Origin of the sequence: Nocardia seriolae NBRC 15557 (assembly GCF_007990715.1) — a bacterium.
Taxonomy (GTDB): Bacteria; Actinomycetota; Actinomycetes; order Mycobacteriales; family Mycobacteriaceae; genus Nocardia; species Nocardia seriolae.
The window spans coordinates 1-13498 of sequence record NZ_BJWY01000165.1 but is presented as its reverse complement, the minus strand read 5'-3'; the positions used below and the strand labels follow the sequence as shown (position 1 = coordinate 13498).

Annotated in this window: 14 protein-coding genes; 6 read left to right on the top strand and 8 right to left on the bottom strand. The window is 69.7% G+C overall.

Annotation, left to right across the window (positions count from 1 at the left end; genetic code table 11):
- Both NS2_RS32475 and NS2_RS32470 read left to right on the top strand, forming a co-directional pair.
- Positions 1–542 (top strand): CAP domain-containing protein (locus NS2_RS32475; RefSeq protein ID WP_222594896.1); only part of this gene is annotated, 542 nt, incomplete at its 5' end.
- Positions 543–781: 239 nt separating this feature from the next.
- Positions 782–1291, top strand: a complete 510-nt coding sequence (locus tag NS2_RS32470; RefSeq protein WP_143837481.1) for a hypothetical protein — start codon at positions 782–784, stop codon at positions 1289–1291.
- Between the two features lie 112 nt (positions 1292–1403).
- Here the strand turns inward: NS2_RS32470 and NS2_RS32465 are convergent, their stop codons facing one another.
- The 5 genes from NS2_RS32465 to NS2_RS32445 form a co-directional block, all read right to left on the bottom strand.
- Complete coding sequence (locus NS2_RS32465; RefSeq protein ID WP_045437422.1) at positions 1404–2318, bottom strand: D-alanyl-D-alanine carboxypeptidase family protein; 915 nt, start codon at positions 2316–2318, stop codon at positions 1404–1406.
- Positions 2319–2361: 43 nt separating this feature from the next.
- Positions 2362–2754: a nitroreductase/quinone reductase family protein gene (locus tag NS2_RS32460; protein WP_033087987.1), complete on the bottom strand. Its 393-nt coding sequence runs from the start codon at positions 2752–2754 to the stop codon at positions 2362–2364.
- Positions 2755–2809: 55 nt separating this feature from the next.
- The gene (locus tag NS2_RS32455; protein WP_052086432.1) at positions 2810–3025 is read right to left on the bottom strand and encodes a three-helix bundle dimerization domain-containing protein; all 216 of its coding nucleotides are present in this window, start codon (positions 3023–3025) and stop codon (positions 2810–2812) included.
- A gap of 251 nt (positions 3026–3276) precedes the next feature.
- A complete protein-coding gene (locus tag NS2_RS32450) occupies positions 3277–3933 on the bottom strand; it encodes an NUDIX domain-containing protein (protein ID WP_033087988.1) in 657 nt (218 codons plus the stop codon).
- A gap of 57 nt (positions 3934–3990) precedes the next feature.
- Positions 3991–4515: a MarR family winged helix-turn-helix transcriptional regulator gene (locus NS2_RS32445; RefSeq protein ID WP_033087989.1), complete on the bottom strand. Its 525-nt coding sequence runs from the start codon at positions 4513–4515 to the stop codon at positions 3991–3993.
- A 232-nt stretch (positions 4516–4747) separates the two neighbouring features.
- Here NS2_RS32445 and NS2_RS32440 point away from each other — a divergent pair, with 232 nt between their 5' ends.
- A complete protein-coding gene (locus NS2_RS32440; RefSeq protein WP_036550873.1) occupies positions 4748–5641 on the top strand; it encodes a universal stress protein in 894 nt (297 codons plus the stop codon).
- A 21-nt stretch (positions 5642–5662) separates the two neighbouring features.
- Here the strand turns inward: NS2_RS32440 and NS2_RS32435 are convergent, their stop codons facing one another.
- From NS2_RS32435 to NS2_RS32425, 3 genes are all read right to left on the bottom strand, one after another.
- Positions 5663–6214, bottom strand: a complete 552-nt coding sequence (locus NS2_RS32435; RefSeq protein ID WP_033087990.1) for a flavodoxin domain-containing protein — start codon at positions 6212–6214, stop codon at positions 5663–5665.
- 93 nt (positions 6215–6307) lie between these two features.
- The gene (locus NS2_RS32430; protein ID WP_071344167.1) at positions 6308–8638 is read right to left on the bottom strand and encodes a heavy metal translocating P-type ATPase; all 2331 of its coding nucleotides are present in this window, start codon (positions 8636–8638) and stop codon (positions 6308–6310) included.
- A 117-nt stretch (positions 8639–8755) separates the two neighbouring features.
- The gene (locus NS2_RS32425; protein WP_033087992.1) at positions 8756–8962 is read right to left on the bottom strand and encodes a hypothetical protein; all 207 of its coding nucleotides are present in this window, start codon (positions 8960–8962) and stop codon (positions 8756–8758) included.
- Between the two features lie 304 nt (positions 8963–9266).
- Between NS2_RS32425 and NS2_RS32420 the strand changes: the two genes are divergently transcribed.
- The 3 genes from NS2_RS32420 to NS2_RS32410 form a co-directional block, all read left to right on the top strand.
- Positions 9267–10694 (top strand): wax ester/triacylglycerol synthase domain-containing protein, encoded by a 1428-nt coding sequence (locus NS2_RS32420; RefSeq protein WP_082062614.1) that lies wholly within the window; start codon positions 9267–9269, stop codon positions 10692–10694.
- 165 nt (positions 10695–10859) lie between these two features.
- Complete coding sequence (locus NS2_RS32415; RefSeq protein ID WP_045437417.1) at positions 10860–11822, top strand: universal stress protein; 963 nt, start codon at positions 10860–10862, stop codon at positions 11820–11822.
- An 8-nt stretch (positions 11823–11830) separates the two neighbouring features.
- The coding region (locus tag NS2_RS32410) for a phosphoketolase family protein (RefSeq protein WP_147207393.1) at positions 11831–13498 on the top strand (1668 nt) is incomplete at its 3' end.

Genomic DNA, 13498 nt, shown 5'->3' with positions numbered 1-13498 from the left:
GGACACTAGATAGTCGCGACGCCACATTTCGCGTCGGCCAGGGCTTCTCCCCGCAGGGATCCTCGGAGGCCACGCAGGTCGTCGACATCGTCAACTTCGCCCGGGCGCGTGAAAACGCCGCCCAGAACGGCTGCCGCGCACCCCGTCTGGTCATCGACTCACGACTGACCACCGCTGCCCAACAACACAGCCAAGACCTTGCCGACCACCCCGGACAATGGGAGAAACTCTACAACGGCTACCCCGGGCACATCGGATCTGACGGCAGCACCCCCGACCAGCGAATTCAGAGCGCGGTCGGCTCATCCGGACGCGAAAACGTCTATATCACATGGCGGTTCGGCAATACGGCGACTCCGGGTCCGCAGGCGGCGCTCGACTCGTGGTGGAACAGCGCGCCACACAAGGCGACCATCCTCGACTGGTCGCTCAACACCACGGGAGTCGGAATCGCCACCGGCCAAGGCATCATCCCGCGGGGTCAGCGCGACGCCGGAAAGACGGCGAATTTCAAGTACGTCACACAGACATTCCACACCTGACTCGGCCCACGAAGACGGGATCTTCCGATCGTGCGCGCAGCCACCGGCTCCGTTGACCGAGGAGCGGCTGCTCGACCATTTCGAGGGTCGATTGCGGATGCCGTTCTCGCGCAAGGACGTTCTGTGCGGTTCTACACTTTGTTCGTCTGGTCCGCGTCGGGCGATCGCAACCGGGGGAGGTACGGGGGATGACAGCGGCCGGTGAGGAGCCTGAGCTCGCTCGTTTGCACGATGACCTGATGGCTGAGTACGCACAGCTCCTCGACCTCGTGAAGGGGTTCGATCAGAGGCTGCTCACCGTCAAGGGCTGGGGCGTCACCCTGAGTCTGGCCAGCTTGGGTTTGGGGTTCCAGCAGAAGCACTACGGACTGTTTCTGGTGGCGGCGGCGAGCGGGCTCGCGTTCTGGTTGCTGGAGGCTTACAACAAGTCGCACCAGATCCGCTACTACCCTCGCATGCGGGATATCGAAGTCGTTGCTCACCGGTTGTTCGCGGTCGATGTGCCCGGGGGTGGTCCTGCGTCTTCTCCGCTCATCGACTGGGGATGGCGGGCGGCCGGAGCGCGGATCCGCCGGGGCGGGAAGCCGGTGGATCCCGCGGTACCCGAACCCTGGGAGGATGCCTCCGGCGGTGGCCGATCGATGCAGCCGTGGTTTTTCGCCCACGCCATGTTTCCGCACGTAATCGCGGTGGTCTTGGGTGGCGTGCTGTTCGTTCTCGGTCTCGCCGGGGTGTTCGGGCCCATCTGATACAGGTCGCCACGCACTGTTCGCCCTTGGTGGACCCGCTGTCCACTGATCGGTGGACAACGGGTTCGTGCGGCGTGCAATGGGTTTCGCGGGCTGCGGAATGCGGGTGGGGTCAGTGGATCGGGAGGGCGGTGAGGATGGGGTCGTAGGCCCAGTTGAGCATGTGTTCGGCGTCGTTTTTGGCGGCTACGCCGCTGCCGGGGGAGCTGTGCAGGACTACGCCGATCAAAGGGATTCCGGCGCGGACGGATTCGAAGAGGAGGCAGGCTCCGGCGGCGTCGGTGGAGCCGGTTTTGATGCCGATGGTGCCCGGGTAGGCGCGGAGCAGGAGGTTGGTGGTCTGCCAGACGTGGTCGCGATTGGCGGGACCGGCGGGCAGGTGGTAGCTCTGGGATCCGGCGACCTCGCGGAAGACGGGCAGGCTCATGGCGCGCAGGCCGAGGGCGATCAGGTCGGCGGGGGTGGAGTAGGTGGCACCGTCGGTGGGGACGGGCAGACCGCTCGGGTCGGCGAAATAGGTTGCGGCCAAACCCATCAGGCGGGCGGCGTCGTTCATCTTGGCGATGAAGCCGTCCTGGCCGGGGCCGTACGCCTCGGCCAGGGTGTAGGCGGCGTCGCAGCCCGACGGCAGCATCAGCGCGTAGAGAAGCTGGTGTGTGGTGAGCACTTCGCCGGAGGCCAGCCCCGCGGTACTGCCGTCGTTGGCGACGCAGTAGGCGATGGCCGCCGCGGGCACCGTGATCGGCCGGTCGAGGTCCCCGGCGGTGATCGCGACCATGGCCGTCATCACCTTCGCGATGCTCGCGATCGGGACCGGGACGTCCGCCTGGCGCGACCACAGTATGGTGCCGGTGATTCCGTCCGCCAGTGCCGCGCCCGGCGCCTGCACCCCGTCGGGTTCGGAGTTGGTCCACGGCAATTGAATGTGCGGGGCGCTCGCGGCGGGAGCCGCCGCGACGCCGTGACTGACCACCACCACGAGCGTCCCGGCGAAGGCAGCCTGTAACAATCGGGCAAATGTCGGCATGGCGACATTCTGCCTCGCGCCCCCGCTGATCAGCGGGAACCGATCAGCGCAAGTCGACGCGCACGGTGAGCAGGTCGGTGCCGACCACCCGGACCGCCGCGCTGTTGGTGCGCGGCAGGCCACGCAGCCGGGCGACCGGGTCGTCCTCGGGCATCAGGTGCGCGGTACCGGTGAACCACCGGCCGCGGATCCGCAGCCGGACTCGATTGTCGGCCTCGATATTCCGGATGTACTGCGACCGCTGCCCGAACTCCGACACGAACCAGAACGAGCCGCCGCTGCGGCGACCACCGATCGGGGTGATGCGCGGCCGGCCGCTGACCCGGCCAGTGGTCTCCAGCAGGGTCTGGATCGAGAGCCGACCCAGCATCGGATTGCCCACTCTGCGTTGGAATCCCGTCACCACCGCATGCTGGACATCGCGTCGGCTCGCCATCCCCCGACGCTAACACCGACGGCGATCCCGCACGCGCCACGACCGTGTGGGACCGTCAGCGTGCCGGGCTCGCGGCCAGTTCGATGATCGCGCGGCGTTCCACCAGCAGTGGCACGAAGTTGCGGACTTTGGCGTCGGTGAAGGCGTCTCGGGCCCGCGCGACGATGCCCGCGATGATGGTCTCGGGTACCTCGGGGTGCCGCCGGGTCAGTCTTTCCTGGATGAATAGGATTTGAGTGGCCTCGTCATTTCGCACAACATCATGCTTCATCGCGGCGCACCGGCGGCCGAGGGCCGTTCTGCCCCGATCGACGGGCCACTCCGCCTCGAAGGTTGCCGACGTCGGGCCCTGCCGATGAACCGCAGTTGCGGTGCCCACCGATGCCCGAGCGCGGCGGTGAACATCGCCGCTTGCCCGCCGTGCGAGGGATAGTGCGGTCCGGTGTCACGCGAGGGCGCGCACCGATCGGCGATGCCGGTCGTGCCGTGCGCCCAGGAGATGTACCTGTCCTGGCGTTCGAGCTACGGGGCGAATGGCCCGTCGAGGGCTGCCCACTGCAGCAGCATGATGGTCTTGGCGTCGGCGATGTCGCCGGTGCGGATCATGCGCAGGGCCTCGTCGAAAGCGATTTCCACGGTGGTGATGTCCTCGCCTTCGGCGGCGATGCCGTGCCCGCTCGCACCGGCGCGGGTGCGTTCGTAGGGGGCCGCGAAGAAGTGCAGGCGCTCGGTGACGGAGCCCGGGCTCATGTAGGCCTGGAAGACGGGCTGTATCGCGCCCACGCGGTGCCCGGTCTCCTCCTGGGCCTCTCGGCGAATCGCGTCGTCGGGGGACTCGCCGTCCAGCAGTCCGGCGGCGGTCTCCAACAGCATGCCGTCGGGGTGGCCGTTGACGTATGCGGGAAGCCGGAATTGCCGGGTCAGCAGCACATTTCGGCTCTGGGCGTGGTAGAGCAGGATGGTTGCGCCGTCGCCGCGGTCGTAGGTTTCGCGCTGCTCCCGGCTCCAGTGGCCGTCACTGTGCCGATAGTCGAAGGTCGTGTTGCGCAACACATACCAGTTGCAGGACAGAACCTCCACCTCGCGAACCCGCACCCGCGGATTTCCGGTCAGCTCGCGCCCCTGCCGGTCCAGCCCGGTGCGACCGCGCCGATCCGGGGTATCGACACCGATGGTCATCGAGATTAGTTCCCTAACTATGAGGCGATGCCGAGATGCTCGGTCGATCCCGTTCGCTCAGTCCGCGAGCAGTGCGCCGATGCCCTCATCGATGCGTTCGAGCAGGTCGAGGAAGGTGGCGCGTTCCTCGGCGGTGAGCCCGGCGGTCATCGCCTGCAATCGAGCGAAATGCCGGGGCGCCATCTCCCGCAGCTTCCGTGCACCCCGCGCGGTGAGCACCACGGCCACGCCCCGGCCGTCCTCCGCCGACGCGCGCCGGCACACGAATCCCTGCTGTTCCAGACCGGCGATGAGCCCGGTTACCGTTGCGCGCGTTACGCCGAGCACGGCCGCCAGTTGCGAGGGCGACAGCTCACCGTCGGCATCCTCGAGCGCGGCCAGCAGCCGGTAGCGCCCGGTCGACAAGCCGAAGCGCGCGAAGTGCGACTCAGTAGCCTGGGTGAGCCTGGCGCCGGTGGCCAGCAGCCGCACCGCGACCAGGACGACCTGCGGGTCGATGTCGCCTTCGAGTCCGTAGCGCCGGATCTGGGTGCGCGCCTGTTCCAGACTGGGGGCTGTCGAGGCTTCCGAATCCGCGATCACGAATTTAATATGGCACCTAACTACCAGTTGGTCAAAGTCGAATGCGAGACCTGCATGGGTCGAAGATCCCGTCGGCCGATGACTTTCGACCGTCACCGGCGGTCGGTCGCCGGGGCCATGCTGAGGACACGAACACGTCGTGATTCGAGCTGGACACGACGTGTCCGCACCACCCCGGCCGCGAGTCGGCACGGCCGGGCGCGGCGACGACAGCGGAACAGGAGTGATCACCATGACCGAACACGGTGCCCAGCACCAGACCCTCAACCCGCCCATCATTGTCGCGGTGGACGGCTCGGCCGTCTCGTACCAGGCCGTGGCCTGGGCCGCGCTCGATGCCGCGCGGCACGGGTGTCCGCTGTGCATAGTCACCTCGATCTGCGCGCCGGCCGGTCCGCCGCCGACCGCCGTGCTCAGTACCGCCGAGATCGCGGAGCTCGAGCTCGACGGTGAACGCATTGTCGGCGAGGCGACGCGGATCGCGTCCGAGACGCTGCCGGGTGAAGGGGTCGAGACGTCGTCGGTGGTGACGCCGGACCCGATCATCGGCTATCTGATCGATCAGTCTTCGCAGGCCCGGATGCTGGTGCTCGGCAGCCGCGGGCTCGGGGCGCTGCGGCGCGGACTGCTGGGGTCGGTCAGCTCCGCGGTGACACATCACGCGCAATGCCCGGTCGCGGTGATCCATACGACCGCCGCCGCGGATCCGGTGTCGGCGCGGCAGCCGGTGCTGGTGGGCGTGGACGGCACCGAGAACAGCGTGCCGGCGCTCGCGCTGGCGTTCGAGGAGGCCTCGCTGCGCAAGACCGGGCTGACGGCCCTGCACGCCTGGAGCGATTTCAGCGGACCGTATCTGCCGATGTCGGGCTGGGAGACGGTGGCCGAACAGGAGCGGGCGACCTTCGGCGAGGAGATGGCCGGATTCGCCGAGCGCTATCCCGATGTGCCGGTGCGGCGAATCCTGGTGAAGGACCGCCCGGTTCGGTCACTGCTGGAAGAATCCGAGCACGCCCAGCTGGTGGTCGTGGGCAGCCACGGCCGCGGCGGCTTCACCGGCATGCTGCTGGGCTCCACCAGCAGCGCGCTGCTGCACACCGTGGACTGCCCGATCCTGATCGTGCGATAGGCGGGTTCCCGGCCCGGCCGGTCAGGGGTGGGTCGGGGTGCTCTGCGGCAGTGGCAGTTTCAGCTCCTGCGCGATGGTGTCGGTCCAGCCCGTGATGGCCGTCCAGTCGCGCAGGTCCCCATAGCGCGGGCCGCCGATGAGCCGGTAGATGGTACGCGCGGTGAGCGGGACGCCCGCGCGTTCGTAGCGGCCCGCGAACGCGCGGTAGTCGTTGGGGGCGACCGAATCGCGCAGGTCGGCGATCTTTTTCGGGATCACGCGGCCGATGCGCCGTCCGATCGGGCCGACCAGCGCGGGCCCGAGTCCCACACTGAACATCCACACCGGGCGCGCGCGGAGTTCATCGAGATGAGCGCGGACGAACCGGGTCAGCTCCGGCAGCAGGTCCCGATCGTGCACGGCACTGCCGAGGATGACGGCGTCGAAGCGGGCCAGCTCGGGGGCTTCGGCGGCGGCCGCGACCGCGACGGTCGCGCCGCGGGCGGCGAGGGAGGCGCCGATGAACTCGGCGACCTCGCGAGTGGATCCCTGTGCGGTGGTGTAGATTACAGCGATTCGAGTGGCGGTGTCCATCCTTCGAGCCTGATCCCACCGCCGGATTTCGGTCAGAGGACTCCTGCCTGCCCTCATCGGGACCATGGTCCTCGACCGGGTCGAGCACCGGGGTCACGGCTGTTCGTCGGCGGCCAGCGTGAAGTAGTTCTCCTCCTCCTGGAGAAAGTGCAGCCGCAGCACGGCATGCAGTCCGTAGAGGCAGGCGAGCAGATCGTCGAGCTGGTCCGGATCGAAACCGCCACGGGCGCGCGCGAATTCGAGGTGGGTGCCGACGCGGGTGGTGAGCCGCTCGATCTCGGCGTGCGCGCGGCTCATGGTGGCCGTCGCCTCGGCACCGCCGAGCGGCCCGGCCAGCGCCGGATAGAGCTGCGTCTCCTCGGCCCGCTCGTGCGGCAGCAGATCCTCGACCAGGAAGCGGTGCACGGCAGTGAGATCCGCCAGTGCCGCGTCGTCGGGGCGGGCGGCGACGCGATCCGCGACCGCGCGCAGGGCCGCCAGCGTGTCTCGCAGGACATCGTGTTCGGCGGCGAAGCGGTGCAGCAGTTCCTCGGCACCGGCGGGCAGGGGGCGGCGCGCGGCCGGGTCGCCGCGCAGCGCCCGCAGCGCGTTGAGGATCACGGTGACATCGATCGCCTCCTGCAGCAGCGCGCCCGCCGCCGGGGGCAGCCAGCCGACCGCCGCAATGACCATGGCCAGCAACGACAGTGCCATGCCCGCGGTCGCGCTCTGCACGGCGATGCGCCGTGACCAGCGGGCGATGTCCATCGCGTCGGCGAGCCGGTCCAGCCGGTCGGTGGTGAGCACGATATCGGCGGCCTCGGACGAGGCCGTCGAGCCCCGCGCACCCATGGCCACCCCCACCGTGGCGGCGGCCAGCGCCGGGGCGTCGTTGAGGCCGTCGCCCACCATGACGGTCACCTGCCGCTCGGTTTCCCGGCGTACGGCCTCGACCTTGTCGGCCGGGCTCTGGCCCGCGTACACCTCGTCGAGCCCGAGCACCGTGGCGACCTCGCGAGCGGGTTCGAGCCGATCCCCGGTGAGCATGACCAGCCGGTGCAATCCGGCCTCACGGAGGCGGCGCAGCGTGCGAGGGGCGTGGCGCCGCAACGGATCTCGCAGCAACACCAGCCCGAGCGGGGTGTCGTCGACGGTGATCCACGCGACGGCTGCGGAGTCCAGTCGCGCCCGGTTCATCACCGGCCGTCCCCATTCCGGGACGGGCGCGTCCGCGGGCAGTTTCCCGACCTGCACGCACCGTCCCTCGACCCGGCCGGTGACGCCGCACCCGGCCTGTTCGGAAACCTCGGTGGCGACCCCGAATTCGAGCTTGCGGGCCAGCGCCTCGGTCACGATCGCTTCGGCCAGCACGTGCGAGGACAGCTGATCGACCGCGGCCGCCAGCCGCAGCAGCCATGCCGGATCGGTGTCCGGGGCCGCGGCGACCTCGGTGACGACCGGCCGCCCGGCGGTGACGGTTCCGGTCTTGTCCATCACGAGAGTGGTTGCGCGGCCGAGGGTTTCCAGGGCCCCGCCATCGCACACCACCACCCCGGCGCGGGCGGCGCGTGAGAGCCCCGACACGATCGCCACGGGCGCGGCCAGCAACAGCGGGCAGGGCGTGGCGACGACCAGGACCGCCACCGCGCGCACCGGCGACCCGCTCCACCAGTACGCGGCCCCGGCGACCGCCAGGGTCAGGGGCAGGAACCAGGCGGCATATCGATCGGCCAGTCGCACCGTGGGCGCGGTGGCGGCCCCCGCTTCCCGGGCCAGGCGCACGATCCCGGCGTAGGTGCTGGCGTCGGCGGTGGCGGTGGCCCGCAACTCGAATGCCCCACCGGCATTGAGCACTCCGCTGCGCACGGGTTCCCCGGCCGCCCGCTCCACCTGCAACGGCTCGCCGGTCAGCGCGGATTCATCGAGCACCGCGACCGCGTCCAGGATGCGGCCGTCGACCGGCACCACCTCACCGGTGGCCACCACCAGGATGTCGCCCGCGACGATCTCGGCCAGATCGACGACCTGCACGGCGTCCCCGCGCCGCCGCCGGGCCGTGTGCGGGGCGCGTTCCAGCAGGGCCCGCAGATCCCGTGCCGCGCGGTGCTCGGCGGCGGCATCCAGCGCGTGCCCGCCGCTGAGCATGATCGCGATCAGCGCCCCCGCGCGATACTCGTGCACCCACAGGGTTCCGATCAGCGACAGCACGGCGATGAGATCCACGCCGACCCGACCCCGGCGCAATGCCCCGACCATCCACCACAGCGCCGGCACCAGGGCCACCACGGTTCCCGCCGCCCACCACCGATCCGCGACCGGCAGCGCGCCCACGGCCCAGGCGATCGCTCCGGCCAGCAGCGGAACAGCGGTGCCCGCCAGCAGCGTCGCCCCGGAGACACCGCCCAAGCGGTCCCATCTGCCACGCGAATGTGCGCCGGACACCATGGTTCTCGTCCTTCCCTCGGAAACGCGTTCCCGAGCAGTCCAGCCCGTCGGCCGCACCGCTGCCAGGGGCACAGTCCCCGAAGGCCGCGGCCCTTCGGCCCGGCGGCACGCCGCAGGTCAGGGCCGCAGCTGGCCGACACCCCACCGCACCAGGCCCAGCGCGACCGCCAGGTACTCGACGAACGCAAGATAGACCAGCATCGGCCCGTACATCCGCGCCCAGAGCGAAAGATATTCGGCGGCCGCGGGAACCGCGATCACCATGCCCGCGCCGAGAATGAGGGCGAGCGTCGCGACGATGTGCGGCGGGGCGGGTAGATCCATGACATCCAGCCTGGTCGCGGCCCGTGGTGCGCGGCAGGGCCGATGCTCCCGACAAGCGGGGGACCAACGACTGTCGAAGTCCCCGGGTCCGGTTCGAGGATCCGGGACGCAGGCCCTTGGTCATCCACTGGACCCGGGCCGGAGGTCCGGAAACGGACGAGTTCGGTGGCGGGGGCAGCCGATCGGCGGGGTCGGTGACCTTCTGCCCTCCCGATCATCGACGCGATCGCGTCACAGTGAATTGCGGCGACGACGCGGTCAGGCACGACGGACGGTACGGACAATGGCTTCACACGACACTCACATGTCTCAGTCGGATCTCTTCACGTGGAGCATGGAACAGGATCCGAACCTGCGTTCCACCATCGTGTCGGTGCTGCTGTTGGATTCCGAGCCGGATTGGGATCGCCTGCTGGGCATGATCGATCGGGGGACGCGCGCGGTGCCGCGGTTCCGGCACCGGCTGCGGCCGGTGCCGCTGGGGCTCGCGCCGCCGCGGTGGGCACTGGATCCGGATTTCGACTTGTCCTGGCATGTGCGGCATTTCGAGCCCGCGGCCCCGGCCGACCTGTCGTCGGTTCTGGAGTTCGCGCGCACCGAGGCGATGGCCGCCTTCGACCCGGCGCGACCGCTGTGGCGGTTCACCGTGCTCAGCGGCCTGGAGGGCGGGAAGAGCGCCCTGGTTCTGAAGGTGCACCACAGCCTCACCGACGGGATCGGCGGCATGCAGATCGCCGGTGAGATCCTCGATTTCGAGCGCGCGGGCACCGATCGCGCGCACGTTCCCGACGCGGCGCACCCCGACGTGCGCGGCATGCTCGGCGATATCGTGGCGTGGAACTGGTCGGTCGGCGCGGGGCTGGTGCGCGGCGGGATGGCCGCGGTGCTGCCCGCGGTCCGGCGCACCGTCACCGATCCGGTCGGAGCGATCAAAGACGGTGCGGCGCTGGCGGGTTCGCTGCTGCGCCTGGCTCACCCGATCACCAGCACGCTGTCGCCGCTGATGACCGACCGGAGCCTGGGCCGCCGGCTCACGGTGCTGGAGGTGCCGCTGGATGCCTTGCGGCGCAGCGCACATCTGGTCGGCTGCACGGTCAACGACGCCTTCCTGGCCGCGGTGCTGATCGGCCTGCGCGCCTATCACGACCGGCACGACACCGCGGTGGAGCAGTTGCGGGTGGCCATGCCGATCAGCCTGCGGCGGGCCGTGGATCCGATCGGCGGCAACCGGATCACCTTGGCCCGCTTCGAGGTTCCGGTCGACGTGGCCGCGGCCGTCGATCTCATGCGGGCCCTCGACGCCACGGTCGAAGGATGGAAACGGGAACCGGCGATCCCGTTCTCCAATGCCGTGGCCGCGACCTTCAACCGGCTGCCGGTCGGACTGCTCACCGATATGTTCAAGCACGTCGATTTCGTCGCCTCCGACGTCCCGGGTTCCCCGGTCGACCTGTATCTGGCGGGCGCGAAGGTGGAGCGAATCTATCCGTTCGGCCCCACCACCGGCACCGCTTTCAACATCACCCTCATCTCCCACGTCGACACCTGCTGCGTGGGCATCAATACCGACACCGGCGCGGTCCCCGATCCGGCGTTGCTGACCGAGTGCATCGCCGCGGGCTTCCGCGTGGTGACCGGCCTCGGAGAGGACCAAAGTCCCAAGATCATCCGACTATCGCCCGGAGATCGGCGTGGACCATCGGAGCAAGACCGCCGACCTTCGACGCTGTAAGACCCGCCCTGTCCCGACCAGAATCAATGGCATCGACTCGAACTCGGAGGCTCGAAGGACAAGGGCGACGACGGCGTCGTCGGAGCGGGGGCCCCGCCACAACGGCGTGGCGGCCGAATCCGCGGCGAGCGGACTTCGATGCTTCCACCACTCCAGGAGGTCACGATGGCACACCCGGAATTCGACGATCCGCACCGGCTGGCATCGGCGGCGGTCGTGGTCGGAGTGGATACCTCCGACGGCGCGGCGCGGGCCCTGCACTGGGCCGCGAACTACGCCGCGGATCGGGGACGGAGCCTGCATATCATCCACGGCCTGGACCTGGTGGCGATCAGTCGTGGTGTCGGCGTGTACGCGGTGGCGACGCCGCCGCTGGTCGACGCCGTCAAGGCCGCGGGCGCGGCGCTGGTGACGCGGGCGCGGGTCGCCGCGACCGAGTACGAGCCGCACTTGCGGATCACCGCCTCGATGTCGAACGACAATGCCGCGCAGGCGCTGATCGAGCACAGCGACACCGCTTTCGCGGTGGTGATCGGAGCCACCGGAACCGCCGGCACGCTCTCACATCTGGGTTCGACGCTGTTCGCCGTGACCAGTCATGCCCGCGGACCGGTTATTGTGGTCCGTCCGGATCCCGACGCGGGCAACGCGGTTCGCGGTTCGGGTCCCGTCGTGGTCGGGGTGGACGGCAGCCGGGTCAGCGAGGCCGCGCTGGCCGCCGCCTTCGCCGAGGCCTCCGAACGGCGGGTGGGCCTGGTCGCGATGCACGCCTGGAGTGATTGGGACACCCGGCGTTTCGCGGGCGAGAACATCCCGGCCCCGGCCGCCGATCTGGAAGCCGTCGAGGAGGCCATACTGGCCGAGCGCCTGGCGGGCTGGCGGGAGAAGTACCCGGATGTCGAGGTGAGCCGCGAGGTGTATCTGTCCGGGCCCGCCGATCGATTGCAGGAACTGTCGCGGACCGCGCAATTGGTCGTGGTCGGCAATCGCGGCCGCGGGGGATTCGCGGGCATGCTGCTCGGCTCCACCGCCCACGCACTGATCCAGCACGCGCACTGCCCGGTCATGGTCGTGCACGCCGACGAAGCGCCCGGCACGCGGGCCGTCGAGACGTTGTCGGAGCGGTGACGCTCACCATGCCCGGATCCGGCACCGGCATCCGCGACGATCTGGTCGATCTGGACGCCTGGTGGCGAGCCGCGAATTATCTTGCCGCCGGGCAGATCTACCTGCTGGACAATCCGCTGCTCACCGAGAAGCTGCGGCCCGAGCACATCAAGCAGCGGCTGATCGGGCACTGGGGAACCGTGCCCGGGGTGACGCTGACCTACGCCCACCTCAATCGCGCCATCATGCGCACCGGTCAGGAGATGCTGTTCGTGCTGGGTCCGGGCCACGGCGCGGCGGCGCTGAACGCCGCGACCTGGCTCGAGGGCACCTATTCCATGCGGCACCCGGAGGTCCGGCAGGACCTGGCCGGGATGCGGGAACTGTTCCGGCAGTTCTCGTTCCCGGGCGGCGTGCCCAGCCATGCCTCGCCGCACCTGCCGGGATCCATCCACGAGGGCGGGGAGCTGGGCTATTCGCTGGCCCATGCCACCGGGGCGGCATTCGACAATCCGAATCTGCTGGTGGCCTGCACGATCGGGGACGGCGAGGCGGAAACCGCCGCGCTGTCCGCCAGCTGGCACGGGTCGCTGTTCCTGGATCGGGTGACCGACGGCAGCGTGCTGCCGATCCTGCACCTCAACGGCTACAAGATCGCGAGTCCGACGCTGCTGGCGCGCATGTCGCGCGAGGAGCTCGACGCCATGCTCTCGGCGCAGGGCTGGGAACCGATGTATGTCGAGGGCGCCGATGCGGCCGAGGTGCACGAATGCTTCGCCGACGTGCTCGACGCGGCGATGGAACGGATCCGCGGGATCCGCGACGACGCCGAATGCGGGCTGGGTCCGCGCGATCCGTGCCGTCCGATGATCGTGCTGGCGACGCCGAAGGGCTGGACCGGTCCGATGCTGGTCGACGGCGAGCGCGTCGAGGGCACCTTCCGGTCCCACCAGGTGCCGCTGCCGGAGGTCCGCGAGAATCCGGAACATCTTGCGCAGCTGGAGGACTGGCTGCGCTCCTACCGTCCCGAGGAGCTCTTCGACGACGCGGGGCGGCCGGTGGACCGGATCGCGCGCCTGCATCCGGAACATCTGCGCATGAGCGCCAATCGCGCCACCCACGGCCACGACAGCGTCGATCTGCGCCTGCCGTCGCCGGCCGATCACAGTGTCGGATTCGCCGCGCCCGGAACCGAACTGGCCGAGGCGACCCGGGTGCTGGGCGGCTACCTGCGCGACGCGCTGGTCGAGAATCCGCGCAATCTGCTGTTCTTCTCCCCGGACGAGCACACCTCCAACCGACTCGACGCCGTCCTCGAAGTCACCGGCCGCCGCTGGCGCGGTCGGCGGATCGCGGGCGACGACCGGCTCTCGCCCGACGGCCGGGTGCTCGAGGTGCTCTCCGAACACCTGTGCCAGGGCTGGCTGGAGGGCTACCTGCTGACCGGGCGGCACGGGGTGTTCTCCACCTACGAAGCTTTCGCCCACATCGTCGACTCCATGGTCGTGCAGCACGCGAAATGGCTGCACATGGCCGCCGAATACCCTTGGCGTGAACCGATTCCCAGCCTCAACTACCTGATCACCTCGCACGTGTGGCGGCAGGATCACAACGGGGCCTCGCATCAGGATCCGGGTTTCATCGACCACGTGCTCAGCAAGCGGCCCGAGGTGAGCCGGGTGTATCTGCCCCCGGAC